The organism is Streptomyces sp. NPDC090032 (genome assembly GCF_044748025.1).
Taxonomy (GTDB): Bacteria; Actinomycetota; Actinomycetes; order Streptomycetales; family Streptomycetaceae; genus Streptomyces.
Genome location: NZ_JBIVFF010000004.1, coordinates 322220 through 349203, shown reverse-complemented (window position 1 = coordinate 349203; position 26984 = coordinate 322220). Strand labels below are relative to the sequence as shown.

The following is a 26984-nucleotide window of genomic DNA, read 5'->3' as shown; positions in this document are numbered from 1 at the left end:
GGGTGTTTCGGGTCTTACGGGTCTTACGGGTGTTGCGGGTCTTACGGGTCTTGCAGGTCTTGCAGGTGATTCAGGCACTTCGGGCCGTTCACGTTCTTCACAGCCGGCGGCGTCGAGCGGTGACGTGCCGGTCGTACTCCTCGCGGGCCTTGACCGCCGACGGTCTGGTCGCTGTCTCGGCCACGGGCACATCCCACCACGCCTGCGCGGGGGGCGCGCCCGACACTGTGTCTGCCGTTTCGGTCTCCACGTAGACACATGTGGGACCGTCCGCCGCGCGCGCCGCCGCGAGGGCTTCCCGCAGATCACGGACGGTTTTCGCGCGCAGCACGGTCATGCCGAGGCTGGCCGCGTTGGCCGCGAGGTCGACGGGCAGCGGGGCACCCGTGTACGTGCCGTCGGCGGCCGGGAAGCGGTAGCCGGTGCCGAACCCCTCGCCACCCACCGAGGCCGAGAGCCCGCCGATGGACGCGTACCCGTGGTTCTGGAGAAGGACCACTTTGAGCGGGATGTTCTCCTGGACGGCGGTGACGATCTCGGTCGGCATCATCAGATATGTGCCGTCGCCGACGAGCGCCCACACGGGCCGCCCCGGCGCGGCGAGCGCGACGCCGATCGCGGCCGGGATCTCGTAGCCCATGCAGGAGTAGCCGTACTCGACGTGGTACTGGTCGCGGGACCGGGCCCGCCACAGTTTGTGCAGGTCGCCGGGGAGCGAACCGGCCGCGTTGATCAGGATGTCGTCCTCGGTGACGAGGCCGTCGAGCGCGCCGAGCACCTGCGGCTGGGTGGGGTGCACCAGGTCGTCCTCGGCCGTGAAACAGGCGTCGACGCGGTACTCCCAGCGCTCCTTGTCGTCGGTGTACTCCATGACGTACGAGGGCTCCGCGCGGTGGCCGCGCAGCCCGGCCGTGAGCTCCTCCAGGCCGGTGCGGGCATCGGCGACCAGCGGCAGGCCCGCCATCTTGTGGCTGTCGGAGGCCGCGATGTTGAGGTTGAGGAAGCGCACGCGGGCGCCGAAGAGGGTGCCGGAGGCGGTCGTGAAGTCGGTGTAGCGGGTGCCGACGCCGATGACGAGGTCGGCGGTGCGGGCGAGTTCGTTCGCGGGCGCGGTGCCGGTGTGGCCGATGCCGCCGACGTCCGACGGGTGGTCCCAGCGCAGGGAGCCCTTGCCGGCCTGGGTGGAGGCGACGGGGATCCCGGTCGCGTCGGCGAACTCCGCCAGCGCCTCCTCGGCCCGGCTGTGGTGGACGCCGCCGCCCACGACGAGCAGCGGCCTGCGCGCGGCACGCACCGCGCGGACGGCCTCGGCCAGCTCGCTCGGGTCGGGCGCGGGCCTGCGCACGCCCCACACCCGCTCCTCGAAGAAGGCGTCGGGCCAGTCGTACGCCTCGGCCTGCACGTCCTGCGGCAGCGCGAGCGTGACCGCGCCCGTGTCGACCGGGTCGGCGAGGACGCGCATCGCGGCGAGGGCCGCGGGGATCAGGGCCTCGGGCCGGGTGATCCGGTCGAAGTAACGGGAGACGGGGCGCAGGCAGTCGTTGACGGACACGTCGCCCGCGTAAGGGACCTCGAGCTGCTGGAGCACGGGGTCGGCGGGCCGGGTCGCGAAGGTGTCGCCGGGCAGCAGCAGGACGGGCAGGTGGTTGATCGTGGCGAGCGCGGCGCCGGTGACGAGGTTGGTCGCGCCGGGGCCGATGGACGTGGTCACGGCCTGCGCCGAGAGCCGGCCGCTCTGCCGGGCGAAGCCGACGGCCGCGTGCACCATGGCCTGTTCGTTGCGGCCCTGGTGAAAGGGCATGTCGTCGGCGTACTCCAGGAGGGCCTGGCCGATCCCGGCGACGTTCCCGTGCCCGAAGATGCCCCAGGTCGCGTCGATCAGGCGGCGCCGCTCGCCGTCGCGCTCGGTGTACTGCCGGGACAGGAACCGCACGAGGGCCTGTGCTGTGGTGAGCCGCGTCATCGGTATCCCTCCGTCAGGTGGTCCGGGTGGAAGCAGATCCGCCACTCCCGCTCCGCGCCCGGTCCCGCCATCACGTTCAGGTAGTACATCGTGTGTCCCGGCTGCGCGATCGACGGGCCGTGCCACCCGTCGGGGACGAGGACCGCGTCGCCCGTACGGACCTCGGCGAGCAGGTCGGTGCCGCCGGGCCGGGACGGCGAGACGCGCTGGTAGCCGTACCCGCCGGGCCCCTCGATCTCGAAGTAGTAGATCTCCTCCAGCTCGGTCTCGACGCCCGGCCGGTGCTCGTCGTGCTTGTGGGGCGGGTACGAGGACCAGTTGCCGCCGGGCGTGATCACCTCGACGGCGATGAGCTGGTCGCACTCGAAGGCGTCGGCGGACGCGAAGTTGCGCACCTGGCGGGCGCTGGTGCCGGTGCCTCGGTGCTCGACGGGAACCTCCGGCGCGGGGCCGTAGCGGGCGGGGAGCTTACGCTCGCACTTCGCTCCTGCCAGGGCGAAGCGGCCTCCCGCGCCGGAGGCGATCTGCGCATGGGCGTCGCGGGGCACGTACGCGAAGTCGCTGACCCCGCCGAACACGCTCTCCCGGCCCAGCAGTTCGATGATCCGGCCTTCCGTGTGGACCGTGCAACCACCTGTCAGGGGCAGCACGATCCATTCACTCGCGCCGGTGTCCAGATCGTGCGTTTGTCCGGGCTCCAGTTCGATCACTCGCAGCCCCGCGCGGGACCAGCCGGCCCGCTCCGGGCCGACGGCCAGGGCATACGGCCCCTCGGCGGCACTTCCCCGGGGCAGGTACGGGTTCAGAGGATCCGTCACGTTCGTCACCGTCCCCTCCTACAGCAGCGACGCGGCGGTGTCGACCGCGCCCGCCACATCCCCGTCGGCCGGGTACAGCAGCGAGCGCCCCACCACCAGACCCTGCACGGTGGGCAGTTGGAGGGCGTGCCGCCACTTCTCGTACGCCGCGTCCTGGTCGTCGCCCACATCGCCGCCGAGCAGCACCGCGGGCAGCGTCGAGGTCTCCATGACGCGCGCCATGTCGTCGGGGTTGTCCGTGACGGGCACCTTGAGCCAGGTGTACGCGGAGCTGCCGCCGAGGCCGGAGGCGATGGCGATGGACGTGGTGACGGCGTCGGCGCTCAGGTCGCTGTGCAGGGTCCCGCGCGCCGGGTCCCTGCGGCACAGGAACGGCTCGACGAACACCGGCAGGCGGAGCTCCGCCATCTCGTCGACGGCGCGGGCCGCGGACTCCATGGTGCGCAGCGAGCCCGGGTCGTCGTAGTCGATGCGGAGGAGCAGCTTGCCGGCGTCGAACCGCAGCCGGTGCAGGTCGGCGGGCCGGTGTCCGGTGAAGCGGTCGTCGAGTTCGAAGGAGGCCCCGGCGAGGCCGCCGCGGTTCATCGAGCCGAGGACGATCTTGTTCTCCAGCGCGCCGAGCAGGAGCAGGTCGTCGAGGATGTCGGCGGTGGCGAGCACCCCGTCGACGCCGGGCCGCGCCAGGGCGAGGCACAGGCGTCCGAGGAGGTCGGCGCGGTCGGCCATGGCGAAGGGCCGCTCCCCCACGGCGAGGGCGCCGCGCGCGGGGTGGTCGGCGGCGACGATCAGCAGGCGCCCGGTCTCCTGCGCGAGCAGCGGCCTGCGCGCCCGCCGCGCCGCGGCCTCGGCGACGGCCTCGGGGTGGTGGGCCCGCAGCCGCACCAGCTTCAGGGGATCGACGCTCATGTCCCGGCCGTCGCGGCCGTCGCGCGCGGGAACATGTCCCGGGCTGCTCCGGCCGACCTTGCCTGCCCGGCTCATCGGACCTCTCCCGCCGTGAGTGCGGACTCGACCTCGTCGCGGGTGGGCATCGCCGACGAGCACTCCAGACGGGAGGCGACGATCGCGCCCGCCGCGTTCGCGTACCGCATGATCTTCTCCAACTCCCAGCCGGCGAGCAGTCCATGGCACAGGGCGCCGCCGAACGCGTCCCCCGCGCCGAGTCCGTTGAGGACGTCGACGGGCAGCGGCGGCACCTCCGCGTAACTGCCGTCCTCACTCATCGCGAGGACGCCCTTGGGTCCTTGTTTGACGACGGCGAGGCGGACCCCGGCGTCGAGCAACGCCCGTGCCGCCGCGGACGGTTCGCGCTCGCCGGTGGCGATCTCGACCTCGTCGACGTTGCCGACGGCGACGGTGGCGTGGCGCAGGGCCTCGGCGTAGAAGGGACGGGCCGCGCCCGGATCGGCCAAGGCCTCCTCCCCCCAGAGCACCGGGCGCCAGTCGAGGTCGAAGACGGTGATGCCCGCCTTCGCCCGGTGCGCCAGCGCGGCCAGGGTGGCCGAGCGGCTCGGCTCCTGGCTCAGCCCGGTCCCGGTCATCCAGAACACGCGGGCCGCCCTGATGGCGTCCAGGTCGAGTTCGGCGGTGCGGATCTCCAGGTCGGGCGCCTTGGGCAGGCGGTAGAAGTAGATCGGGAAGTCGTCCGGCGGGAAGACCTCGCAGAACGTGACGGGCGTCGGCAGGCCCGGGACGGGCGTGACCCAGCGGTCGTCGACGCCGAACTCCCGCAGCTGCCGGTGCAGATACTCCCCGAAGGGGTCGGCTCCGGTGCGGGTGACGGTCGCGGTGCGGCGCCCGAGCCGGGCCGCGGCGACCGCGACGTTCGACGACGAACCGCCCAGGAACTTCCCGAACGTGTCCACGTCGGCCAGCGGCACGCCGGCCTGCAACGGATAGAGGTCCACGCCGATCCGGCCCATCGTGATCACGTCGTACGGCTCGCCGGGACTGGGCTGCATACGGATTCCCTTCGGCGGGGCGCGCGCCCCCTTCGGCGGTCTCAGGCTCAGGTCTAGCCCTGCCACAAGACCCTGTCAACATTTTGTCCGGACATTCGGACCACGTCTTGACACTCGTCTCCGGCGCCCTGAAGGCTGGCTCCATGACGACGATGTCACCCCGCATCCGCATCGGCTCGGCACCCGACTCCTGGGGCGTGTGGTTCCCCGACGACCCCCGCCAAGTCCCCTGGCGGCGCTTCCTCGACGAGGTCGCCGAGGCGGGCTACGAGTGGATCGAGCTCGGCCCGTACGGCTATCTGCCCACGGACCCGGCCGCGCTCGCCGAGGAGACGGGACGGCGCGGCCTGAAGGTATCGGCGGGCACCGTCTTCACGGGCCTGCACCGCGGCCCCGGCGTCTGGGACGCGACCTGGGAACACGTCTCGGCGATCGCCGACCTCACGCGCGCGACCGGCGCCGGGCATCTCGTCGTCATCCCCGCGTTCTGGCGCGACGACAAGACGGGCGAGGTCATCGAGGACTCCTCGCTCACGGCGGCGCAGTGGCGCGACCTGACCACGCAGACCGAGCGGCTCGCCCACGAGGTCCGCGAGAGGTACGGCCTGCGGATCGTCGTCCACCCGCACGCCGACACCCACATCGACAGCGAGGAGAACGTCGCCCGTTTCCTCGACTCCACCGACCAGGACCTCGTGTCCCTCTGCCTGGACACGGGCCACTACGCGTACTGCGGGGGTGACAGCGTCAAGCTCATCGAGACGTACGGCGAACGCATCGGCTACCTCCACCTCAAGCAGGTCGACCCGGCCGTGCTCGCCGAGGTCCGCGCGGGCGGTATCCCGTTCGGGCCGGCCGTGGCGCGCGGCGTGATGTGCGAACCCCCGGCCGGGGAGCCCGCGTTGGAGCCCGTCATCGCGGCGGCGCGGCGCCTGGACGTCGATCTCTTCGCGATCGTCGAGCAGGACATGTACCCGTGCGAGCCGGACCGTCCGCTGCCCGTCGCCCGCCGCACCCGGGGCTATCTGAGGTCGTGCGGGGTGTAGGGATTCCTCAGGGGCCGATCACCCCTGCGTACACGCCGTCCACGCGCCGCCAATGCGTCACTCGCGTCACAAACACCCCTTTCCTGTCACACATGTCCCGTGTACGCGGGTCTTGCGTCACACCCCGTCGACAGCCCCTCGCCTCGGCTCCGGGTGGGTCGTTGTCCGGGCACAGGCTGACTGATCGCCAGCGTTCGCGCCGCAGCTCCCCCGACGGCCACCCACGGGCCGGCAGCTGCGGCACCCGCAGCAAGGAGCCACTCATGACCGACCGAAGGCTCTGGTCGTACAAGGACATCGCCGCGCACATCCGGGTCCAGCCGGACACCGTGCGCTCGTACCGCAAGCACGGTCTGCTGCCCCCGCCGGACCACGTGGAGTCGGGAAAGCCGTACTGGTACGCGGACACCGTCCGCGCCTGGGTCGCCTCCCGCCCCCGTAACCGCGGACTCCGGGAGTGACCGGAAAGCCGCCACCCGGACGGCGCCGCCCCGCACGCATGTCGGTGCGCGGGGCGGCGCCGTCACGCGGCGCACCGCCAACCTCGTGCGCCCGCCCGCATATTCGATTGCCCCGCGAGGCCGACCCTCCGGACAATCCCCGGATGACCCAAGAACCCCAGGCCACCGGATTCTCCGTCAAACCCGTCCTGACCGGCGAGAAAACTGTCCTGCGGCCGTTCACCGCCGCGGACGCGGACACGATGGCCGAGATCATCGACGACCCGGAGGTCCGCCGCTTCACCGGCGACTCACCGAGCGACCTCACGCTCGAGTCCCTGCGCGCCTGGTACGGCTCACGCTCCGCGCAGCCCGACCGCCTCGACCTCGCGGTGACCGACCGCGCCACCGGCGAACTCCTCGGCGAGGTCGTGCTCCACGAATGGTCTCCGGCGCACCGCAGCTGCACCTTCCGCACCCTCGTCGGCCCCGCGGGACGCGGCCGGGGCATCGGCACGGAGGCGGTGCGCCTCATCGTCGGCCACGGCTTCGAGCGCCTCGGCCTGCACCGCGTCGCCCTGGACCTGTTCAGCCACAACCACCGGGCGCGCCACGTCTACGAGAAGGTGGGCTTCGTCGAGGAGGGCGTGGTCCGGCAGTCGGTCCTGCGGGACGGGCAGTGGTACGACGAGACGCTGATGTCGGTCCTCGCCCCGGAGTGGGCCGAGCACCGGGGCCGGCCGAACGGCGATGCGACGCCTTCTAGGGCTCGATGACGGTGACTCCGGCGCCCGGCGTACGGCCCATCTCCTCCAGGGCGCCGGGTGCGGCGGTCAGGGGGACGGTCCGGGTCACCAGGAGGTCGGGGCGCAGGGTGCCGGAGGCGACCATCTCCAGCATCGCCGGGTAGGCGTGCGCGGCCATCCCGTGGCTGCCGAGGAGTTCGAGTTCGAGGCCGATCACCCGGCTCATCGGCACGACCGGGTCCTGCGGCAGCAGGCCGACCTGCACATGGCGGCCGCGGCGCCGCAGGCCGCCCACCGAGGCGGCGCAGGTGGCCGGGGAGCCGAGGGCGTCGAGCGACAGATGCGCGCCGCCGCCGGTCAACTCCCTTACGGCAGCGGCCACATCGGGCACTTCGGAGGCGTTCAGGCAGTGGGCGGCGCCGAAGGTGCGGGCGAGATCCAGCGCGGCGGGCGAGATGTCGACCGCGACGACCCGCGCCCCGCTCGCCGCCGCGATCATCACGGCGGACAGGCCCACGCCGCCGCACCCGTGCACGGCGACCCACTCCCCCGCGGCCACCCGGCCCTGCGCGACCACGGCCCGGAACGCGGTGGCGAAACGGCAGCCGAGCCCCGCCGCCGTCGCGGCGGACAGCCCGTCCGGGACGGCGACCAGGTTCACGTCGGCGTGGTCGAGGGCGACGTACTCGGCGAAGGACCCCCAGTGCGTGAACCCGGGCTGGGTCTGGCGTTCGCACACCTGCTGGTCACCGGCCGCACAGGACGGGCAGGTGCCGCAGGCGCACACGAAGGGGACGGTGACCCGGTCGCCGGGGCGCCAGCCGGTCACGAGGCCGCCGGCCGCCTCGACGACGCCGGCGAGTTCGTGGCCGGGCACGTGCGGCAGCCGGATGTCGGGGTCGTGGCCCATCCAGCCGTGCCAGTCGCTGCGGCACAGACCCGTCGCCTCGACCCGCACCACCACACCGTGCGGCGCGGCCACCGGATCGGGCACGTCCCGCACCTCGGCCCGCTCCCCGAACCTCTCGAACACCACAGCCCGCATCGCCCACACCCCTCGCTCGATCGCCCGCTGAGGCCCTACGGCCTACGGCCTACGGCCCCGAACGTAAGCCCCTTCGTACGGTCACCACGACTCCGCCCCCTCCCGCCGATCAGCATGGCGAGGCCGAGTTCCGAGAGGGTGCCGCTGACCTGCTCCTCGCCCGCCCAGCCGAGGACGTCGGGTCCGATCAGGATGCCGAGGAGGATCCGAAGATCACCAGGGGCACCGGGAGCCAGCGGCCGATTCCGTAGGCCAGCAGCGGCGCGAGGACCGCGATGGTCATGATCGGAATGAGCGTCCCAGGCTGCGACATATCGGGTCTTTACCATAAACTCCCAACAAATCTCCCCCACCCAGAGGGAATTGCCGTGACGCACACACAGCCGCCCGGCGCGCCCCGAGCCCGCGTCCCCGGCCCCGAACGGCCCCCGTCGCCCGTGCCGCAGATCCGCTCGCGCCGCTCGGGCGCGGACCGTGGACCGCGATCTCCGGCGCCGTCCTGCCGGCCTTCCGCAAGCCGAACGGGCGCTATCGCTTCGCGGCACCGGTGGTGCTCACGTATCCGGGCGTCTCGTTGCTGCACGCTCTGTGGGACTCCATGCACGGCATCGCGATCTGGATCGTCACCCGGCTCACCGCCGCGGACCTGCCCCTCCCGCTCCTCGCGGAGGGCTGCATCCCGCAGCCGACCGGCGCCCAGGAGCACCTCTTCACGCTCTTCCCGGTGGGCGGTCTCGTGATCATCTCGCTCGCGGGGATCGCCTGGGTACGTTCACTCACCCGCCGCGATCCCTCTTGGAGAAATACCCCCTAGGGGTATACAGTCCGAGTGTCAGGAGGTCCCGGGAGCGCCCCGGCACCTGACTCGCACGCTACGCCGCACGCCTGCACCGACCGGGAGCACCCGGCCTTCGACAAGGAGAACGACATGAGCGCCCAGACCGAGCTCCCCCAGATCGACGCCGAGTCGACCGGTTCCTGCTGCTCGCCCAGCGGTTCGTGCCACTCGGACGCCGCCGGGAGCACCGAGGGGGCCGTCACCACCGTGTACCAGGTGACCGGGATGACCTGCGGCCACTGCGAAGGCGCGGTGTCGGACGAGGTCTCGGGCCTGGCGGGCGTCATGTCGGTGAAGGCCGTGGCCTCCACGGGACAGGTGACCGTCGTCTCCGCGGCGCCCCTCGACGAGGAGGAAGTCCGGGCCGCCGTCGACGAGGCGGGCTACGAGCTGACCGGCAGGGCCTGAGCCTTCCTGGCCGGCCGGGCCTGAGCCTTCAGGGAGCGCCGGGCCGCCCACCACGGCCCGGCGCCCGTGGTCGTACGCTCGGCCGTAGTTACGTACGCCCCTGGAAAGAACCGCGATGACCACGCCCACGGACACCACGGCCGGGCCGCTCTCCGAAGTGGAGCTCGCCGTCGGCGGGATGACCTGCGCCTCCTGCTCGGCCCGCATCGAGAAGAAGCTCAACCGCCTCGACGGCGTGACGGCGACGGTCAATCTCGCGACCGAGAAGGCGAAGGTCGCGTACGCGCCCGGGGTCGAGGTCGCCGACCTGGTCGCCACGGTGCAGAAGCTCGGGTACACGGCGGAGCCGGTCGCCCGGGAGGCGGTGGTCGTCCGCGAGGAGGCGGTCGAAGCCACTGCGGACAGCCACCCGGGCGGGGCCGGCGATGTGGCCCCGGTCGAGGTCCGCACGGAAACCAGGAGCGCAAGCGGCGCCGAACCCGACCCCACCGCCCCGCTGCGCCGGCGGCTCGTCGTCTGCGCGCTGCTCTCCCTGCCCGTCGTCCTGCTGGCGATGGTGCCCGCCCTGCAGTTCGACAACTGGCAGTGGCTCTCCCTCACCCTCGCCGCACCCGTCGCCGTCTGGGGCGGGCTCCCCTTCCACCAGGCCGCCTGGACCAACGCGCGGCACGGCGCGGCCACCATGGACACACTCGTCTCCGTCGGGACGCTCGCCGCGTTCGGCTGGTCGCTGTGGGCCCTGTTCCTCGGCGACGCCGGGATGACCGGGATGCGGCACGGATTCACGTTCGCCGCCGACCGCACCGACGCCGCCTCCACCATCTACCTCGAAGTCGCCGCGGGCGTCGTCACCCTGATCCTGCTCGGCCGCTATCTGGAGGCCCGCTCCAAGCGCCGCGCCGGCACCGCCCTGCGCGCCCTGCTCGAACTCGGCGCCAAGGACGTCTGCGTACTGGACGCCTCGGGTGCGGAAGTGCGCCTGCCCGTCGGGCGGCTGAAGCCGGGCGACCGGTTCGTCGTGCGGCCCGGCGAGAAGATCGCGACCGACGGCACCGTCGTCGAGGGCACCTCAGCCGTCGACGCCGCCCTGCTCACCGGCGAGTCCGTGCCCGTGGACGTGACCGTCGGAGACGCCGTCACCGGCGCGACCCTGAACGCGGGCGGGCGGCTCGTCGTCGAGGCGACCCGCGTCGGCGCCGACACCCAGCTCGCCCGCATGGCACGCCTCGTCGAGGACGCGCAGACCGGCAAGGCCGAGGTGCAGCGCCTCGCCGACCGGATCGCCGGTGTGTTCGTGCCGGTGGTGTTCGTCATCGCGCTCGGCACGTTCGCCGGCTGGCTGCTCGCCACCGGCGAGGTGACCGCCGCGTTCACGTCGGCCGTCGCCGTCCTGATCATCGCCTGCCCCTGCTCGCTCGGCCTCGCGACGCCCACCGCCCTCATGGTCGGCACCGGCCGCGGCGCCCAGCTCGGCATCCTCATCAAGGGACCCGAGGTCCTGGAGAACACGCGGCGCGTCGACACCGTCGTACTCGACAAGACCGGCACGGTGACGACCGGCCGGATGACGCTCCAGGACGCGTACGCCGCCGAGGGCGTCGAGGAGAAGACGCTGCTGCGGCTGGCCGGGGCCGTGGAGCACGCCTCCGAGCACCCCGTCGCGCGGGCCGTCGCGCAGGGCGCCGCCGACCGGGCCGGAACGCTGCCCGCCGTCACCCGCTTCACCGCCCTCGCCGGGCTCGGCGTCCGCGGCGTGGTGGACCGGCACGACGTCTTGGTCGGCCGTGAGCGGCTGCTCGCCGAGCACGGAGTCGCCCTGTCGCCCGCGCTCGCCGCCGCCAAGACCGCCGCCGAGGCCGCTGGCCGTACCGCTGTCGCCGTCGCGTGGGACGGGGAGGCACGGGGTGTCATCACGGTCGCCGACGCGGTCCGTCCGACGAGCGCGCAGGCCGTCGCCGAGCTGCGCGCGCTGGGCCTCACGCCGGTGCTCCTGACCGGTGACAACCGGATCGTCGCCGAGTCCGTGGCGCGCGCCGTCGGGATCGCCGAGGACGCCGTGTACGCGGAGGTCCTGCCGCAGGAGAAGGTCGACGTGGTCCGGCGCCTGAAGGCCGAGGGGCGCACCGTCGCCATGGTCGGTGACGGCGTCAACGACGCGGCGGCGCTCGCCACCGCCGATCTGGGCCTCGCGATGGGCACCGGCACGGACGCCGCGATCGAGGCGGGCGACCTGACGCTGGTACGCGCGGACCTGCGCGTGGCCGCCGACGCGATCCGGCTCTCGCGCCGCACCCTCGCCACCATCAAGGGCAACCTCTTCTGGGCGTTCGGCTACAACGTGGCCGCACTGCCGCTGGCCGCCGCCGGGTTCCTGAACCCGATGATCGCGGGCGCCGCGATGGCGTTCTCGTCCGTCTTCGTGGTGACGAACAGCCTCCGGCTGCGCAGGTTTTCCTGAAGGTGGGCGGCCCTTTTCCTGGAAGGGCTTCACATCGCCCCCTGGTCTGGCCCATCATCAAGGGGTCTTCACATTCGCCTCACATCACAACCGCAGCATTCTCACGTCCGGGCCTCGATCTACATATGGGGTCTCTTGCGCACGATCAGGACATATGCAAGAGACGCAGATCACAGTGATCTGAACGTAACCATTTGAGGTTCTCGTGAGTCTAAGGAGGCGATGCAGGAACGTCTTGGGGGGCGTTTCTGTGTTGACCGGGGCCGTCTTGGGGGACGGACCCGACCGCGTTTGGCCGGGACACGTGCCACGGAGAGCTTGAGCGGCCCTCCCGTGTACGCGTCCCGGCAGACCGCACCACAGACGCCCGGACGGATCCCGTGGGGGGAATCCGCACCGGGACAAGGAAAGCGCCCCGACTGCCGACCCGTGGGGGGATTGGCAGCGGGGCGCTTTCCGCTTTCTCTTCACTTCTGCTCCCGCTCGACGCGGGGTGCGCTGCGTGGTGTGCGGTCACGCAGCGCGGGGTGTGCTGACCCGGGGGCAACCCCCGGACCCCCGGCCGACGCTCAGCGAGCCTCGACGGGGACGAAGTCACGCAGGACCTCGCCGGTGTAGATCTGGCGCGGGCGGCCGATGCGGGAGCCCGGCTCCTTGATCATCTCGTGCCACTGGGCGATCCAGCCCGGCAGCCGGCCGAGGGCGAACAGGACCGTGAACATCTCGGTCGGGAAGCCCATGGCCCGATAGATGAGGCCCGTGTAGAAGTCGACGTTCGGGTAGAGGTTGCGCGAGACGAAGTACTCGTCGGAGAGCGCGTGCTCCTCCAGCTTGAGCGCGATGTCGAGCAGCTCGTCGGACTTGCCGAGGGCCGAGAGGACATCGTGCGCCGCGGCCTTGATGATCTTGGCGCGCGGGTCGAAGGACTTGTACACCCGGTGGCCGAAGCCCATCAGGCGGACGCCGTCCTCCTTGTTCTTCACCTTGCGGATGAAGGAGTCGACATCGCCGCCGTTGGCCTGGATGCCCTCGAGCATCTCCAGGACCGACTGGTTGGCGCCACCGTGCAGCGGGCCCCACAGCGCGGAGATACCGGCGGAGATCGAGGCGAACATGTTCGCCTGCGAGGAGCCGACCAGACGCACGGTGGACGTCGAACAGTTCTGCTCGTGGTCCGCGTGCAGGATGAGCAGCTTCTCGAGCGCGGCGACGACGACCGGGTCGAGGTCGTACTCCTGCGCCGGCACGGAGAACGTCATGCGCAGGAAGTTCTCGACGTAGCCGAGGTCGTTGCGCGGGTAGACGAACGGGTGGCCGATCGACTTCTTGTACGCGTAGGCCGCGATGGTCGGCAGCTTGGCGAGCAGCCGGATCGTCGACAGGTGGCGCTGCTGCTCGTCGAACGGGTTGTGGCTGTCCTGGTAGAACGTCGACAGCGCGCTGACCACGGAGGAGAGCATCGCCATCGGGTGCGCGTCACGCGGGAAGCCGTCGAAGAACCGCTTGACGTCCTCGTGGAGCAGCGTGTGCCCGGTGATCTCGTTCTTGAAAGCGGAGAGCTCGTCGACGGTCGGAAGCTCGCCGTTGATCAGCAGGTAGGCCACCTCGGTGAAGGTGGAACGCTCGGCCAGCTGCTCGATCGGGTAGCCGCGGTACCGGAGGATGCCCTGCTCACCGTCGAGATAGGTGATCGCGGATTTATAGGCGGCGGTGTTGCCGTATCCGCTGTCGAGGGTCACCAGACCGGTCTGGGCCCGGAGCTTCCCGATGTCGAAGCCCTTGTCACCGACGGTGCTGTCGATCACCGGGTAGGTGTACTCGCCATCGCCGTACCGCAGTACTACAGAGTTGTCGCTCACGTCATCCCTCACCGACGTAGTGCCTCTTCTTCGAGGTGCCCTGACTGTTCTCTACCATCCCCCACTTGGCCCAGCAGAGTGCACTCGGGGTCGACCATTGGGCCTATTCGCGGCACTCAGTGCCGCGAACTTGCTCATCCTGCCCCCTTCGCCCCGCTTCCGGAAAGCCCGTGTGACGTTTCCGACGCATTTGATCGATCGAAAGTTACCAAACCGAAGGATGTCCCCCCGGAGAGCCGGAAACGGAGCGCTGTGCAACGCCTTCCCGCCGAGACCGTGCGCACCGCCTGGCCGAGCGCCTTGCGCGAACCCACGAGTACCACCAGCTTCTTGGCCCGCGTGACCGCTGTGTAGAGGAGGTTCCTCTGCAGCATCATCCAGGCACCGGTCGTGACGGGGATCACGACGCACGGATACTCGCTTCCCTGGGAGCGGTGGATCGTCACCGCATACGCGTGAGCCAGCTCGTCCAGCTCGTCGAATTCGTATACGACTTCTTCGTCCTCGTCGGTGAGTACGGTCAGCCGCTGCTCGTCCGCGTCGAGGGAGGTGACGACGCCGACAGTGCCGTTGAAGACGCCGTTCGCCCCCTTCTCGTAGTTGTTCCTGATCTGGGTTACTTTGTCGCCCACGCGGAAGACCCGGCCGCCGAAGCGCTTCTCGGGGAGGTCGGGGCGGGCGGGCGTCACGGCTTGCTGGAGCAGACCGTTGAGGGTGCCGGCGCCGGCCGGGCCGCGGTGCATGGGGGCGAGGACCTGGATGTCACGGCGGGGGTCGAGGCCGAACTTGGCGGGGATGCGGCGGGCGGCGACGTCGACGGTGAGCCGGCCCGCCTCCTCCGTGTCCTCCTCCGCGAACAGGAAGAAGTCCTTGAGGCCCTGGGTGAGCGGGTGCCGGCCCGCGTTGATCCGGTGCGCGTTCGTGACGACGCCGGACTCCTGGGCCTGGCGGAAGATGCGGGTGAGGCGGACCGCGGGGACCGGGCTGCCCTCACCCAGCAGGTCCCGCAGCACCTCGCCCGCGCCGACACTCGGCAGCTGGTCGACATCGCCCACGAAGAGCAGATGGGCGCCCGGCGGGACCGCCTTCGCCAGCTTGTTGGCGAGCAGGAGGTCCAGCATCGACGCCTCGTCGACCACGACCAGGTCGGCGTCGAGCGGCCGGTCCCTGTCGTAGGCGGCGTCACCGCCGGGCTTGAGTTCGAGCAGGCGGTGGACCGTGGAGGCCTCCGCACCCGTCAGCTCGGCCAGGCGCTTGGCGGCGCGGCCGGTGGGGGCGGCGAGGACGACCTTCGCCCGCTTGGCGCGGGCCAGTTCGACGATCGAGCGGACCGTGAAGGACTTGCCGCAGCCCGGTCCGCCGGTGAGGACGGCGACCTTCCTGGTCAGGGCGAGCTTCACCGCCTCCTCCTGCTCGGGCGCGAGCTCGGCCCCCGTACGCCCCGCGAGCCAGGTCAGGGCCTTGTCCCACGCGACGTCCCGGAACGCCGGCATCCGGTCCTCGTCCGTGCGCAGCAGGCGCAACAGCTGGGCGGACAGGGAGAGTTCGGCGCGGTGGAAGGGGACGAGATAGACCGCGGTCACCAGCTCCTCCCCGCCTTCCGGGCCCGGCACCCGCTCCCGTACGACGCCCTCCTCCTCGCCCGCCAGCTCGCCCAGGCAGTCGATGACCAGGCCCATGTCGACCTGGAGGAGCTTGACCGCGTCGGAGATCAGCTGCTCCTCCGGCAGGAAGCAGTGGCCCTGGTCGGTGGACTGCGAAAGTGCGTACTGCAGGCCCGCCTTGACGCGCTCGGGACTGTCGTGCGGGATGCCGACGGACTGCGCGATGCGGTCGGCGGTGAGGAAGCCGATGCCCCAGACGTCGGAGGCGAGCCGGTAGGGCTGGTTCTTGACGACGGAGATCGACGCGTCTCCGTACTTCTTGTAGATGCGCACCGCGATCGACGTGGACACCTCCACGCTCTGGAGGAAGACCATCACTTCCTTGATGGCCTTCTGCTCCTCCCAGGCGTCGGCGATCTTCTTCGTGCGCTTGGGGCCGAGGCCCGGGACCTCGATCAGGCGCTTGGGCTCCTGCTCGATGATGTCGAGGGTGTCCAGGCCGAAGTGACGGGTGATCCGGTCGGCGAAGACTGGTCCGATGCCCTTGACCAGGCCGGAGCCGAGGTAGCGGCGGATGCCCTGGATGGTGGCGGGCAGGACCGTCGTGTAGTTCTCCACGGTGAACTGCTTGCCGTACTGCGGGTGGGAGCCCCAGCGGCCCTCCATGCGCAGCGACTCACCGGCCTGCGCGCCGAGCAGCGCGCCGACGACGGTGAGCAGATCGCCGCCGCGGCCGGTGTCCACCCGGGCGACCGTGTACCCGCTCTCCTCGTTGGCGTACGTGATCCGCTCCAGGACCCCCTCGAGCACCGCCATCCCCGCGTTCGCCATGAGGCGACCGTACCGGTGGGGTCGGACACCCGGGGAGCGGTGTCCCGGTCACGGATTACAGGCCGCCCATGGGTTCGATGTCGACCTTGACGGGCGTGCCCCATACCCGGACCACCTCGTAGTCCGTGAACGCGTGGACCAGGCGGTACGCCGAGGCCGCGCGGGGCTCCCTGCGCTGGGCCGCGAGATAGTGCTCGGCCTCCCTGCGGTCGTGCCGCGGGGTGCCGCACAGCTGCCACACCTGGCCGTTCCACTTCTCGGGGAGCCAGCGCTGCTGGGGCTGCGGGCGGTCCTCCCGGATGCCGTACCGCGACATCGCCGGGGCGTCCGCGGCCTCGCCCTGCCGGGGTCTGGCGGGGTACGCGCCGTTGATCTCGGAGCGGCGGGCGACGCGGCGGCGGGTCTCGCAGAGCAGGCACAGGTCCTGCGCGTTCTCGTCGACCGGGCCCGTCGGGTGCTCCGGGCAGCGCGTGGTGGGCGGGTCGCCGGTGACGGAGTCCTCGATGAGCTCGAGCGCGCGCTTCACGTCCCCGCGCATCTCGTGCAGCTTGCTGTCAGGCGTGTCGGTGCTGAGGCCCTCGCCGTGCTCGCCGAGGACGCGCAGGGCCCGGCCGAGCGCGGTGAGCTGTGCGTGATTCACGGGCGTGTGCCCCTTCCGTGCGGGTTGCGTGGCCGGCTTCAGCCAGCGTCTCACGCGGCACTGACACGGCCGTCCGGCGCCGGTCCGCGACGGCGGCGCACATCACGATCCGGTCTCGACAAGCGGAACGGGGGTTGCCAACAAGCCGTGTAATCGATTCCAATTCTTCGTGTAATCGATTCCATGACGGTTTCGGACCGACTGGAACCAGGTTTTCGGACCATGCAGCCACAAGGAGGTGGTCCTGCGATGACGAGCATCAAGGACGTCGCCGCGGCGGCGGGTGTCTCCGTCGCCACGGTCTCGCGGGTGCTGAACAGCCACCCGTCCGTGAGCCCGGACGCCCGCGCCCGCGTGCTCGGCGCGGTCGAGTCGCTCGGCTACCGCCCCAACGCCGTGGCCCGCTCCCTGCGCACCGCCCAGACCCGCACGCTCGGCCTGGTCATCAGCGACGTGCTCAACCCGTACTTCACCGAGCTGGCCCGCTCCGTCGAGGAGGAGGCCCGCGCGCTGGGCTACAGCGTCATCATCGGGAACGCGGACGAGCAGCCCGACATCCAGGACCACCACGTGCGCACCCTCGTCGACCGGCGCATCGACGGCCTCCTCGTCTCCCCCACCGACGGCGGCTCGCCGCTGATGCTGGAGGCGGCGCGCGCCGGTACGCCGATGGTCTTCGTCGACCGCTGGATCCCCGGTGTGGACGTGCCCGTGGTCCGGTCCGACGGCCGCGCCGCCGTGTGTGACCTCGTGGCCCATCTGCACGCCCTCGGCCACCGCCGCCTCGCCATCATCGCGGGGCCCGCCGCCACCACGACCGGCAGCGAGCGCGTCGAGGCGTTCCGCGAGGCGCTCGCCGCGTTCGGGATCGCGCTGCCGGACGACTACATCGGGCAGGGCGACTTCCAGGCGGACAGCGGCCGGCGCGCGACGGAGCGCTTCCTCGCCCTGGCCGAGCCGCCCGAGGCCGTGTTCGCCGCCGACAACCTGATGGCGCTCGGCGCGCTCGACGCGATCAGGGCCGCCGGGCTGCGCGTCCCGTACGACATAGGGCTCGCGGCCTTCGACGACATCCCCTGGTTCGTGCACACCGACCCGCCGGTCACGGCGATCGCCCAGCCGACCAAGGAACTGGGGCGGGCCGCCGTACGGGCCCTGATCGACCGCATCGAAGGCAGGACCCCGCAGTCCGTGACGCTGCCAGCGCGCCTGGTCGTCCGCCGGTCCTGCGGCGAGGCGGGAACCTCCGAGGCCCGGCCCCCGGCCGCCACGGCTCCCGCAGACACCCCCACCGCCACGACCTCAACGAGGAGGAACCCGTGAGCAACCCGGAAGAGCGGGCCGGCCAGGAACCGGCCGGGCAGCCCGAGGAGCTGCTGCGCATCGAGGGGATACGCAAGACGTTCCCCGGCGTCGTCGCGCTCGACAGCGTCGACTTCGATCTGCGCCGCGGCGAGGTGCACGTACTCCTCGGCGAGAACGGCGCGGGCAAGAGCACGCTCATCAAGATGCTCTCCGGCGCCTACCGGCCCGACGCGGGCCGGATCTTCGTCGACGGCGAGGAGGCCCGTATCCACGGGGCGCAGGACGCCGAGCGCCTCGGGATCGCCACCATCTACCAGGAGTTCAACCTCGTCCCCGATCTGACGGTCGCCGAGAACATCTTCCTGGGCCGCCAGCCGCGCCGCCTCGGGCTGATCGACCGCAAGAAGATGGAGGCCGACGCCGAGGAGCTGCTCCGGCGCGTCGGCCTGACGGTGTCGCCCCGGACCCGGGTGCGCGAACTGGGCATCGCCCGGCTCCAGATGGTCGAGATCGCGAAGGCCCTGAGCCTGGACGCCCGCGTCCTGATCATGGACGAGCCGACGGCCGTGCTCACCTCGGAGGAGGTGGACAAGCTCTTCGGGATCGTGCGCGCGCTGCGTGAGGACGGCGTCGGCGTCGTCTTCATCACCCACCACCTGGAGGAGATCGCCGCGCTCGGCGACCGCGTCACGGTCATCCGCGACGGCAGAAGCGTCGGCCAGGTCCCCGCGTCCACCCCCGAGGCCGAGCTCGTACGGCTCATGGTGGGCCGCAGCATCGAGCAGCAGTACCCGCGCGAGCGGCCCGAACTCGACGCCGCGGAAGCTCCGTTGCTGCGGGTCGAGGGGCTGACCCGCGACGGGGTCTTCCACGACGTGCACTTCGAGGTGCGGGCCGGCGAGGTCGTCGGCATCGCGGGCCTCGTGGGCGCGGGCCGTACCGAGGTCGTCCGTGCCGTGTTCGGCGCCGACCCGTACGACAAGGGAACGGTCGAGGTCGCGGGCGCGCGGCTGCCGCGGCACGACGTGAACGCGGCGATGGCCGCCGGCGTCGGGCTCGTGCCCGAGGACCGCAAGGGGCAGGGCCTCCTCCTGGACGCCTCCGTCGAGGAGAACCTCGGCCTCGTCACCCTGCGTTCGGCGACCCGCGCGGGCCTCGTGGACCGCAGGTCGCAGCGAGTAGCGGCCGCCCGCATGGCCGAGCAGCTCGGCGTGCGCATGGCCGGGCTCGGCCAGCATGTGCGCACCCTGTCCGGCGGCAACCAGCAGAAGGTCGTCATCGGCAAGTGGCTGCTCGCCGACATCAAGGTCCTCATCCTCGACGAGCCGACGCGCGGCATCGACGTCGGCGCGAAGGTCGAGATCTACCAGCTCGTCAACGAACTCACCGCGGCCGGGCACGCCGTCCTGATGATCTCCAGCGATCTGCCGGAGGTCCTCGGGATGAGCGACCGGGTCCTCGTCATGGCGCAGGGCCGGATCGCGGGCGAACTCGCGGCCGGCGAGGCGACCCAGGACTCCGTGATGGCACTCGCCGTCAGCACCCAGACATCCGCGGCAACCACCCCCGGACACAATGAAGTGGAGGGCTCCCGTGGCCACTGACACGCTCAAGAGCAGCACGGCCGGCGCGGGTGGCCTGCGCCGCGTCCTGCTCGACAACGGCGCGCTGAGCGCCCTGGTCGTACTCGTCATAGCGATGTCGCTGCTGTCCGGCGACTTCCTGACCACACAGAACCTGCTCAACGTCGGCGTGCAGGCCGCCGTGACCGCGATCCTCGCGTTCGGCGTCACCTTCGTCATCGTCTCGGCGGGCATCGACCTGTCGGTCGGCTCCGTGGCGGCCCTGTCGGCGACGGTCCTCGCGTGGGCCGCGACCAGCTCGGGCGTCCCCGTGTGGATCGCCGTGATCCTCGCCGTCGTCACCGGTGTCGCCTGCGGATTCGTCAACGGCGCGCTGATCTCGTACGGCAAGCTCCCGCCGTTCATCGCGACGCTCGCGATGCTGTCGGTGGCGCGTGGTCTGTCGCTCGTCATCTCGCAGGGCAGCCCGATCCCGTTCCCTTCATCCGTCTCGCGGATCGGTGACACGCTCGGCGGCTGGCTGCCGGTGCCGGTACTCGTGATGATCGTGATGGGGCTGATCACGGCGCTGATCCTGAGCCGTACGTTCATCGGCCGGTCCATGTTCGCGATCGGCGGCAACGAGGAAGCGGCGCGCCTGTCGGGTCTGCGCGTCAAGCGGCAGAAGGTCGTCATCTACGCCCTGTCGGGCCTGTTCGCCGCGGTCGCGGGCATCGTCCTCGCCTCGCGTCTGACCTCCGCGCAGCCGCAGGCCGCGCAGGGCTACGAGCTGGACGCCATCGCCGCGGTCGTCATCGGCGGCGCCTCGCTGTCCGGCGGCGTCGGCAAGGCGTCGGGCACGTTCATCGGCGCGCTGATCCTCGCCGTGCTCAGGAACGGCCTCAACCTCCTTTCCGTGTCGGCGTTCTGGCAGCAGGTCGTCATCGGCGTCGTCATCGCTCTCGCCGTGCTGCTCGACACCGTGCGCCGCAAGGCGGGCGCGACCCCGACCGCCGCCGGCGCCTCGTCCGGGCCGGGCGGCTCCAAGGGCAAACAGGCCGCCCAGTACGTGATCGCGGCCGTCGTCGCCGCGGCGATCATCGGCGGCATCTCCCTGTGGAACAACGGCTCTTCGGGCAAGTCGGCCAAGCTCGGCCTGTCCGTGTCGACGCTGAACAACCCCTTCTTCGTACAGATGAAGGCGGGCGCGCAGGCCGAGGCGAAGAAGGAGGGCATCAAGCTCACGGTGACGGACGCCCAGAACGACGCGTCCCAGCAGGCCAACCAGCTCCAGAACTTCACCAGTGAGGGCATGAGCGCGGTCATCGTGAACCCCGTCGACTCCGACGCGGTCGGCCCCGCCGTGCGCGGCGCCAACAAGGCGGACATCCCCGTCGTCGCCGCCGACCGCGGCGTCAACAAGGCGAAGACGGCCACGCTCGTGGCGTCCGACAACGTCGCGGGTGGCCGCCAGGCGGCGAAGACCCTCGCCGACAAGCTCGGCGGCACCGGCAGGATCGTGATCCTCCAGGGCACGGCCGGCACCTCCGCCAGCCGGGAGCGCGGCCAGGGCTTCGCCGAGGGCATCAAGGCGTACCCCGGTATCAAGGTCGTCGCCAAGCAGCCCGCGGACTTCGACCGCACCAAGGGTCTCGACGTCATGACGAACATGCTCCAGGCCAACGCGGGCGTCGACGGCGTCTTCGCCGAGAACGACGAGATGGCGCTCGGCGCGGTCAAGGCGCTCGGCTCCAAGGCCGGCAAGTCCGTCGCCGTCGTCGGCTTCGACGGCACGCCGGACGGCCTCAAGGCCGTCGAGGCGGGCACGCTGTACGCGTCCGTCGCGCAGCAGCCGAAGGAACTCGGCCGGATCGCCGTGCAGAACGCGGTCAGGGCGGCGAAGGACAAGAAGGTCGAGGAGATGGTGAAGGTGCCGGTGAAGGTCGTCACTTCGAAGAACGTCGCGAGCTTCAAGTAGCCGTCGCGCATCCGACGCGACCGGGCGCCCGACCGGCCCGTCGAGAACAGCGGCCCATCGAGAACACGGAGAAAGTGACAGCGATGCACGAGTACGACCTGCTGGTGGTGGGTTCGGCCAACGCCGACCTGGTGACCGTCGTCGAGCGCCGCCCCGGCGCCGGGGAGACCGTCCTCGGCTCGGACCTGGCCGTCCACCCGGGCGGCAAGGGCGCGAACCAGGCCGTCGCCGCCGCCCGCCTCGGGGCCCGCACGGCGCTGCTCGCGCGGGTCGGCGACGACGGGCACGGGCGGCTGCTGCTCGACTCGATGAAGTCGGCGGGCGTCGACCCGGCCGGCGTCCTCGTCGGCGGGGCGCCCACCGGGGTCGCCCTGATCACGGTGGACCCGTCCGGGGACAACAGCATCGTGGTGTCACCGGGTGCCAACGCCCGGCTCACCCCGCAGGACGTCAGGGCCGCAAGCAGCCTCTTCCAGGCGTCGCAGGTGGTCTCGGCGCAGCTGGAGATCCCGCTCGACACGGTCGCGGAGGTCGTACGGGCCCTGGCACCGGGCAGCCGCTTCGTCCTCAACCCGTCGCCGCCCGCTCCCCTGCCCACCGAGGTCCTGGAAGCCTGCGACCCGCTCATCGTCAACGAGCACGAGGCGCGCGTCGTGCTCGGCACGGACATCACCGGGGAGCCCGAGGACTGGGCGCCGGCGCTGCTCGCCCTCGGGCCGCGCTCCGTCGTGATCACGCTGGGCGCCGAGGGCGCGCTCGTGGCCGACGCCACGGGGACGCGCCGCGTGCCGTCCGTCAAGGTGACGGCCGTGGACACGACCGGTGCGGGGGACGCCTTCACGGCGGCCCTGGCGTGGCGGCTCGGCGCGGGCGCGAGCCTCGCGGACGCGGCGGGCTTCGCGGCCCGCGTCGGCGCGGCGGCGGTCACGAAGGAGGGTGCGCAGGCGTCGTACCCGACGACCGCCGAGGTCGCGGCGCTGTCCGGTGCCGCCCCGGGGGACCACCCCCAAGCCCCCGGCCGGACAGACGGGTCGGACGGCGCGTCCCCGCAGGGCGAACCCAAGTGAAGCGGGCCGGAATACTCAACCGCCACCTGGCCGGCGCGCTCGCCGAGCTGGGCCACGGCGACGGCGTGCTGGTGTGCGACGCGGGCATGCCGATCCCGGTGGGACCGCGCGTCGTGGACCTGGCGTTCCGGGCCGGTGTCCCGTCGTTCGCCGAGGTCGTCGACGGGCTCCTGGACGAGCTGGTCGTGGAGGGCGGGACGGCCGCCGCGGAGATCCGGGACGCGAACCCCGAGGCCGCGGGGCTGCTCTCGCAGCGGCTGCCCGCGCTCTCCTTCGTCCCGCACGAGGAGCTGAAGCAGCTCTCGCGGGGCGTGCGGCTCGTCGTCCGTACGGGAGAGGCGCGGCCGTACGCGAATGTGCTGCTGCGCTGCGGGGTCTTCTTCTAGGACCTGCCGGTGCGCAGGTAGGACCTGCTGGTGCGCATGCAAAAGGGGGCCCGGTCGGCGGACCGGGCCCCCTGACGCTTCCCCTCCCCATCAGAACCCCCGCGATCCCCCCGGATCCCCCTCCAGAAGTCCTGATGCCACATACGACCCGCCTGACGCGGAAAGGGTTGCGCGGTCCGGCCGAAATCTTTTCGGGGTGCCGACACAGTGGGGCAGACGTAGCGTTTCGGCATGAGCGAAAACACCGGACCTGCCGAACCCTCCCTGCAGAAGGACGTACTCGACGAGCTGGGCGAGGACCGGCTCGGCGAGATCGCCGGGCTGCTCGGCACGGACGCGGCGGGGGCGCAGGACGTCGTGAGCACGACCGTCTCCGAGCTCTCCGGAGGGCTCAGGGAGAAGGCCTCGGCCGACCCCCAGCAGGCCGAGGAGCTCCGTCAGGCGCTCGCCGAGACACAGGAGCAGCAGCCCCTGCAGGGCGTGGCCACGTTCGGCGGGCTCGGCGGCCTGGCGGGCGGCGGCCTGATGGCCGGGATCCTGGCGAAGATGAGCCGGCCCGTCGCGACCGCCGTCGCGAAGAAGACGGGCCTGCCGCCCGCGACGGTGACACGGGTCATCGAACTCCTGGTCCCGGTGGTGCTCGCGGTCTTCACCAAGCGCGCCGCGGGCAGGAAGGGCGGCCGCGGCCCCCTGTAGGACGCCGACCCCGGTAGGAGCCCGCCCGCTGCAGGAGGCCGCCCGCCCGGAAGGCTCGGCTCAGCCGGCGTGCCGCACGAAGCGCTCCGCCGTCTCCGCGAGAACCTCGCGCCCGTCGCGCGCCCACAGCCCGTCGTTGAACAGCTCCACCTCGATGGGCCCCGCGTACCCGGCGGCCTCGACGAGACCGCGCCACGCGCGCATGTCGATCGCGCCGTCGCCGATCTGCCCCCGCCCGTTGAGGACGCCCTCGGGCAACGGCGTGGTCCAGTCTGCCAGTTGGAAGGCGTGCAGCCGCCCGCCCCGACCCGCGCGCGCGATCTGTGCGGGCGCCCGGTCGTCCCACCAGATGTGGTACGTGTCCACGCACACGCCGACCTGCTCGGCGGGGAAGCGCTCGGCCAGGTCGAGCGCCTGCGCCAGCGTCGACACGACGCAGCGGTCGGCGGCGTACATCGGGTGCAGCGGCTCGATGGCGAGCCGGACACCACGCTCGGCGGCGTACGGGCCGAGCTCCGCGAGCGCGTCGGCGATCCGCTCCCGCGCGCCGTGCAGGTCCTTGCTGCCTTCGGGCAGGCCGCCGGAGACCAGGACGAGGGTGTCCGTGCCGAGGGCCGCCGCCTCGTCCACGGCCGCGCGGTTGTCGTCGATGGCCCGCACACGCGCGTGCGGGTCGATCGCGGTGAGGAAGCCGCCCCGGCACAGCGTGGTGACGGCGAGCCCCGCGTCGCGCACGAGTTTCGCCGCGGCCTCGACCCCGTACGCCTGCACGGGCTCGCGCCACAGGCCGACACCCGGGACCCCCGACTCGGCGCAGGCCACGACGAGTTCTTCGAGGCCGAGCTGCTTGACGGTCATCTGGTTGAGGGAGAAGCGGTCGAGTGCGTGGCTCACTGGTCGACTCCGTACACGCTGAGCAGGGACTTCATCCGGGTCTCGGCGAGGGCCGGGTCCGGGAACAGGCCGAGACCGTCGGCGAGTTCGTAGGCACGGGCGAGGTGCGGCAGCGGGCGGGCCGACTGGAGGCCGCCGACCATCGAGAAGTGGGACTGGTGGCCCGCGAGCCAGGCGAGCAGGACGACGCCCGTCTTGTAGAAGCGGGTCGGCGTCTCGAACAGGTGCCGGGACAACTCGACGGTCGGGTCGAGCAGTTCACGGAACTTGACGGTGTCCCCCGTGTCGAGGACGCGCACCGCCTCGGCCGCGAGCGGGCCCAGCGGGTCGAAGATGCCGAGGAGCGCGTGGCTGAAGCCCTGCGCGTCGCCCGCGATCAGCTCGGGGTAGTTGAAGTCGTCCCCCGTGTAGCAGCGCACGCCCCGCGGGAGGCGGCGGCGCAGCTCGACCTCGCGCCGGGCGTCCAGGAGCGAGACCTTGATGCCGTCGACCTTGTCGGGGTGCGCGGCGATGACGTCGAGGAACGTCTCGGTGGCCGCGTCGAGGTCGGGGGAACCCCAGTAGCCCTCCAGCGCGGGGTCGAACATCGGGCCGAGCCAGTGCAGGATGACGGGCTCGGCGGCCTGGCGCAGCAGCTGCCCGTAGACGTCGAGGTAGTCCTCGGGTCCCGAGGCCGCGGCCGCCAGGGCCCGCGAGGCCATGAGGATCGCCTGCGCGCCCGTCCCCTCCACCAGCGCGAGCTGTTCCTCGTAGGCCGCGCGGACCTCGGCGAGCGTGGCGGGCCCGGTCAGCTGGTCGGTACCCACCCCGCACGCGACGGCGCCGCCCACCGACCTGGCCTCGGCGGTCGAGCGCCGGATCAGCTCGGCCGCCCCCGCCCAGTCGAGGCCCATGCCGCGCTGGGCGGTGTCCATGGCCTCGGCGACGCCCAGGCCGTGCGCCCACAGATGACGGCGGAAGGCGAGCGTCGCGTCCCAGTCGACGGCGGCCACGTCGGGGCCGGCGTCGGCGAACGGGTCGGCGACGACGTGCGCGGCGGAGAAGACGGTCCGCGAGACGAGCGGGGCGCCGGTGGTGAAGGAGGCGGGCTCGGCTCGCGGGGTGTACGCGCGCAGCGCGCCGCCGGGGCCGGGGAGTCGGATCGTCACAGCGCGATCTCCGGGACGTCCAGGCGGCGGCCCTCCGCCGACGACTTCAGGCCGAGCTCGGCGAGCTGCACCCCTCTGGCGCCGGCGAACAGGTCCCAGCGGTAGGGCGCCTCGGCGTACACGTGCTTGAGGAACAGCTCCCACTGCGCCTTGAAGCCGTTGTCGAACTCCTGGTTGTCGGGCACTTCCTGCCACTGGTCGCGGAAGGGGTAGGTGGCCGGCAGGTCCGGGTTCCATACGGGCTTGGGGGTCGAAGCGCGGTGCTGGATCCGGCAGTTGCGCAGCCCGGCGACCGCCGAGCCCTCCGTGCCGTCCACCTGGAACTCGACGAGCTCGTCCCGGTTGACCCGCACCGACCAGGAGGAGTTGATCTGTGCGACGGCGCCGCCGTCGAGCTCGAAGATGCCGTACGCCGAGTCGTCGGCGGTCGCGTCGTAGGGCTTGCCGCCCTCGTCCCAGCGCTGCGGGATGTGCGTCGAGGCCAGCGCCTGCACGCTGGTCACGCGGCCGAACAGCTCGTGGAGCACGTACTCCCAGTGCGGGAACATGTCGACGACGATGCCGCCGCCGTCCTCGGACCGGTAGTTCCAGCTCGGCCGCTGCGCCTCCTGCCAGTCACCCTCGAAGACCCAGTAGCCGAACTCGCCGCGCACGGACAGGATCCGGCCGAAGAAGCCGCCGTCGATGAGGCGCTTGAGCTTGAGCAGGCCCGGCAGGAACAGCTTGTCCTGGACGACGCCGTGCTTGATGCCCTTCGCCTTGGCCAGGCGGGCCAGTTCGAGCGCGCCGTCGAGGCTCGTCGCGGAGGGCTTCTCCGTGTAGAGGTGCTTTCCGGCGGCGATGGCCTTCTTGAGCGCCTCCTCGCGGGCGGAGGTGACCTGCGCGTCGAAGTAGATGTCGACGGTGTCGTCGGCGAGGACGGCGTCGAGGTCCGTCGAGACGTTCGCCGGGTCGAGGCCGTGCTGCTCGGCGAGCGCGCGCAGCGCGTGCTCGCGGCGCCCGACGAGGACCGGCTCGGGCCACAGCACCGTGCCGTCACCGAGATCGAGGCCGCCCTGTTCGCGCAGGGCGAGGAGGGAACGGACGAGGTGCTGGCGGTAGCCCATGCGCCCCGTCACCCCGTTCATGGCGATGCGCACCGTCTTGCGAGTCACGAGAGTCCCTTCGTGCAGATGCCGATCAGAAGCCGATGAAGAACACGCTCGTCGTAGCAAGCGCTTTCTATACGGGAAGAAGCTAGCCTCTGCACAGCCGGTCGGACAAGACCGGGGGCTGATGAAACGGGATTGCA

General features: G+C 71.7%; 23 protein-coding genes and 1 pseudogene. 12 read left to right on the top strand and 12 right to left on the bottom strand.

The genetic code is table 11. From position 1 onward, the window contains the following. Positions 1-97: 97 nt before the first annotated feature. The 4 genes from iolD to iolC form a co-directional block, all read right to left on the bottom strand. The gene (iolD, locus tag ACIPWY_RS11500) at positions 98-1963 is read right to left on the bottom strand and encodes a 3D-(3,5/4)-trihydroxycyclohexane-1,2-dione acylhydrolase (decyclizing) (RefSeq protein WP_362902291.1); all 1866 of its coding nucleotides are present in this window, start codon (positions 1961-1963) and stop codon (positions 98-100) included. After that, positions 1960-2769, bottom strand: coding sequence for a 5-deoxy-glucuronate isomerase (gene iolB / locus ACIPWY_RS11495; protein ID WP_401533083.1), 810 nt, complete (start codon positions 2767-2769; stop codon positions 1960-1962). The genes iolD and iolB overlap by 4 nt, the downstream gene beginning before the upstream one ends. Positions 2770-2799: 30 nt before the next feature. Further along, on the bottom strand, positions 2800-3687 hold the full coding sequence (locus ACIPWY_RS11490) for a deoxyribose-phosphate aldolase (protein WP_362902692.1): 888 nt from the start codon (positions 3685-3687) through the stop codon (positions 2800-2802). 71 nt (positions 3688-3758) lie between these two features. Then, positions 3759-4742, bottom strand: a complete 984-nt coding sequence (iolC, locus tag ACIPWY_RS11485; protein WP_393701773.1) for a 5-dehydro-2-deoxygluconokinase — start codon at positions 4740-4742, stop codon at positions 3759-3761. A 143-nt stretch (positions 4743-4885) separates the two neighbouring features. On the opposite strand from iolC, the gene ACIPWY_RS11480 reads away from it, so the two are divergent. The 3 genes from ACIPWY_RS11480 (at position 4886) to ACIPWY_RS11470 (ending at position 7004) form a co-directional block, all read left to right on the top strand. After that, positions 4886-5788, top strand: a complete 903-nt coding sequence (locus tag ACIPWY_RS11480; protein ID WP_401532897.1) for a sugar phosphate isomerase/epimerase family protein — start codon at positions 4886-4888, stop codon at positions 5786-5788. A 263-nt stretch (positions 5789-6051) separates the two neighbouring features. Further along, positions 6052-6249: a MerR family transcriptional regulator gene (locus tag ACIPWY_RS11475; RefSeq protein ID WP_362902283.1), complete on the top strand. Its 198-nt coding sequence runs from the start codon at positions 6052-6054 to the stop codon at positions 6247-6249. A 143-nt stretch (positions 6250-6392) separates the two neighbouring features. After that, complete coding sequence (locus ACIPWY_RS11470; RefSeq protein ID WP_393701769.1) at positions 6393-7004, top strand: GNAT family N-acetyltransferase; 612 nt, start codon at positions 6393-6395, stop codon at positions 7002-7004. Here ACIPWY_RS11470 and ACIPWY_RS11465 read toward each other — a convergent pair. Continuing rightward, the gene (locus tag ACIPWY_RS11465; protein ID WP_362902279.1) at positions 6991-8019 is read right to left on the bottom strand and encodes a zinc-dependent alcohol dehydrogenase family protein; all 1029 of its coding nucleotides are present in this window, start codon (positions 8017-8019) and stop codon (positions 6991-6993) included. The genes ACIPWY_RS11470 and ACIPWY_RS11465 overlap by 14 nt on opposite strands. Positions 8020-8126: 107 nt before the next feature. Further along, a pseudogene (locus ACIPWY_RS11460) lies at positions 8127-8332 on the bottom strand (cation:proton antiporter); the annotation flags it as partial. 234 nt (positions 8333-8566) lie between these two features. Between ACIPWY_RS11460 and ACIPWY_RS11455 the strand changes: the two are divergent. The 3 genes from ACIPWY_RS11455 to ACIPWY_RS11445 all read left to right on the top strand — a co-directional run bounded on the left by ACIPWY_RS11455 (position 8567) and on the right by ACIPWY_RS11445 (position 11723). Then, positions 8567-8833 (top strand): hypothetical protein, encoded by a 267-nt coding sequence (locus ACIPWY_RS11455; RefSeq protein ID WP_362902277.1) that lies wholly within the window; start codon positions 8567-8569, stop codon positions 8831-8833. A 114-nt stretch (positions 8834-8947) separates the two neighbouring features. Then, positions 8948-9265 (top strand): heavy-metal-associated domain-containing protein, encoded by a 318-nt coding sequence (locus tag ACIPWY_RS11450; RefSeq protein ID WP_362902275.1) that lies wholly within the window; start codon positions 8948-8950, stop codon positions 9263-9265. Positions 9266-9380: 115 nt separating this feature from the next. Further along, entirely contained in the window at positions 9381-11723 is a 2343-nt protein-coding gene (locus ACIPWY_RS11445) for a heavy metal translocating P-type ATPase (protein WP_401532893.1), read from the top strand. A gap of 569 nt (positions 11724-12292) precedes the next feature. Here the strand turns inward: ACIPWY_RS11445 and ACIPWY_RS11440 are convergent. The 3 genes from ACIPWY_RS11440 to ACIPWY_RS11430 form a co-directional block, all read right to left on the bottom strand. Beyond that, positions 12293-13582 carry a citrate synthase gene (locus tag ACIPWY_RS11440; RefSeq protein WP_362902271.1) on the bottom strand — a complete coding sequence of 430 codons (1290 nt, stop codon included), beginning with the start codon at positions 13580-13582 and terminating at the stop codon, positions 12293-12295. 134 nt (positions 13583-13716) lie between these two features. After that, positions 13717-16017 carry an ATP-dependent RecD-like DNA helicase gene (locus ACIPWY_RS11435; protein ID WP_401532891.1) on the bottom strand — a complete coding sequence of 767 codons (2301 nt, stop codon included), beginning with the start codon at positions 16015-16017 and terminating at the stop codon, positions 13717-13719. Positions 16018-16072: 55 nt separating this feature from the next. Next, positions 16073-16657 (bottom strand): hypothetical protein, encoded by a 585-nt coding sequence (locus tag ACIPWY_RS11430; protein ID WP_362902267.1) that lies wholly within the window; start codon positions 16655-16657, stop codon positions 16073-16075. A 249-nt stretch (positions 16658-16906) separates the two neighbouring features. Here ACIPWY_RS11430 and ACIPWY_RS11425 point away from each other — a divergent pair, with 249 nt between their 5' ends. From ACIPWY_RS11425 to ACIPWY_RS11400, 6 genes are all read left to right on the top strand, one after another. Further along, complete coding sequence (locus ACIPWY_RS11425) at positions 16907-17980, top strand: LacI family DNA-binding transcriptional regulator (RefSeq protein ID WP_362902265.1); 1074 nt, start codon at positions 16907-16909, stop codon at positions 17978-17980. After that, a complete protein-coding gene (locus ACIPWY_RS11420) occupies positions 17977-19566 on the top strand; it encodes a sugar ABC transporter ATP-binding protein (protein WP_393701760.1) in 1590 nt (529 codons plus the stop codon). The genes ACIPWY_RS11425 and ACIPWY_RS11420 overlap by 4 nt, the downstream gene beginning before the upstream one ends. Continuing rightward, positions 19556-21502, top strand: coding sequence for a substrate-binding domain-containing protein (locus ACIPWY_RS11415; RefSeq protein ID WP_401532888.1), 1947 nt, complete (start codon positions 19556-19558; stop codon positions 21500-21502). Before ACIPWY_RS11420 ends, ACIPWY_RS11415 begins: the two co-directional genes overlap by 11 nt. A gap of 83 nt (positions 21503-21585) precedes the next feature. Further along, positions 21586-22569, top strand: a complete 984-nt coding sequence (locus tag ACIPWY_RS11410) for a ribokinase (protein ID WP_362902259.1) — start codon at positions 21586-21588, stop codon at positions 22567-22569. After that, entirely contained in the window at positions 22566-22955 is a 390-nt protein-coding gene (gene rbsD, locus ACIPWY_RS11405) for a D-ribose pyranase (protein WP_401532886.1), read from the top strand. Before ACIPWY_RS11410 ends, rbsD begins: the two co-directional genes overlap by 4 nt. A 231-nt stretch (positions 22956-23186) precedes the next feature. Continuing rightward, complete coding sequence (locus ACIPWY_RS11400) at positions 23187-23651, top strand: DUF937 domain-containing protein (protein ID WP_362902255.1); 465 nt, start codon at positions 23187-23189, stop codon at positions 23649-23651. A gap of 60 nt (positions 23652-23711) precedes the next feature. Here the strand turns inward: ACIPWY_RS11400 and ACIPWY_RS11395 are convergent, their stop codons facing one another. Genes ACIPWY_RS11395 through ACIPWY_RS11385 form a run of 3 tightly spaced genes read right to left on the bottom strand, consistent with a single transcriptional unit; the run spans position 23712 to position 26847 of the window. Further along, positions 23712-24509 (bottom strand): sugar phosphate isomerase/epimerase family protein, encoded by a 798-nt coding sequence (locus ACIPWY_RS11395; protein WP_401533081.1) that lies wholly within the window; start codon positions 24507-24509, stop codon positions 23712-23714. A 32-nt stretch (positions 24510-24541) separates the two neighbouring features. Then, entirely contained in the window at positions 24542-25693 is a 1152-nt protein-coding gene (locus tag ACIPWY_RS11390) for a dihydrodipicolinate synthase family protein (RefSeq protein WP_362902253.1), read from the bottom strand. Beyond that, positions 25690-26847: a Gfo/Idh/MocA family protein gene (locus ACIPWY_RS11385; RefSeq protein ID WP_393701753.1), complete on the bottom strand. Its 1158-nt coding sequence runs from the start codon at positions 26845-26847 to the stop codon at positions 25690-25692. The genes ACIPWY_RS11390 and ACIPWY_RS11385 overlap by 4 nt, the downstream gene beginning before the upstream one ends. Between the last annotated feature and the right edge of the window lie 137 nt (positions 26848-26984).